Below are 242 nucleotides of genomic sequence, written 5' to 3'. Positions count from 1 at the left end.
CGTCTGCTTCATCTAATTCAAACTCATTACCCGTTGTTGAGCCTGTAATTGAAAAGTTTTTGGCTGTTTCTAAAGTATCGATAATATGCATGTAATGCGCCCATGTTTCCGCCCAGTCTTCATAAGGGTGCATAGTAGCGTATTCACTGATAAAGGTTTCATGCCAGTTAGCTGGCGCGCCTTGCTTGTAATGAGTATCGAGCGCTTGCTGGTAATCTAATTCGTCATCACCAAAATATTGC

Annotated in this window: 1 protein-coding gene; it reads right to left on the bottom strand. The window is 42.1% G+C overall.

The features are described 5' to 3' along the window. On the bottom strand, positions 1-242 hold a 242-nt coding region (locus AAEZ22_RS18575; protein ID WP_352298565.1), incomplete at both ends, for a putative zinc-binding metallopeptidase.

Source organism: Pseudoalteromonas sp. 20-MNA-CIBAN-0454 (assembly GCF_040308685.1).
Taxonomy (GTDB): Bacteria; Pseudomonadota; Gammaproteobacteria; order Enterobacterales; family Alteromonadaceae; genus Pseudoalteromonas; species Pseudoalteromonas nigrifaciens.
This window is presented reverse-complemented; position numbering and strand designations above follow the sequence as displayed.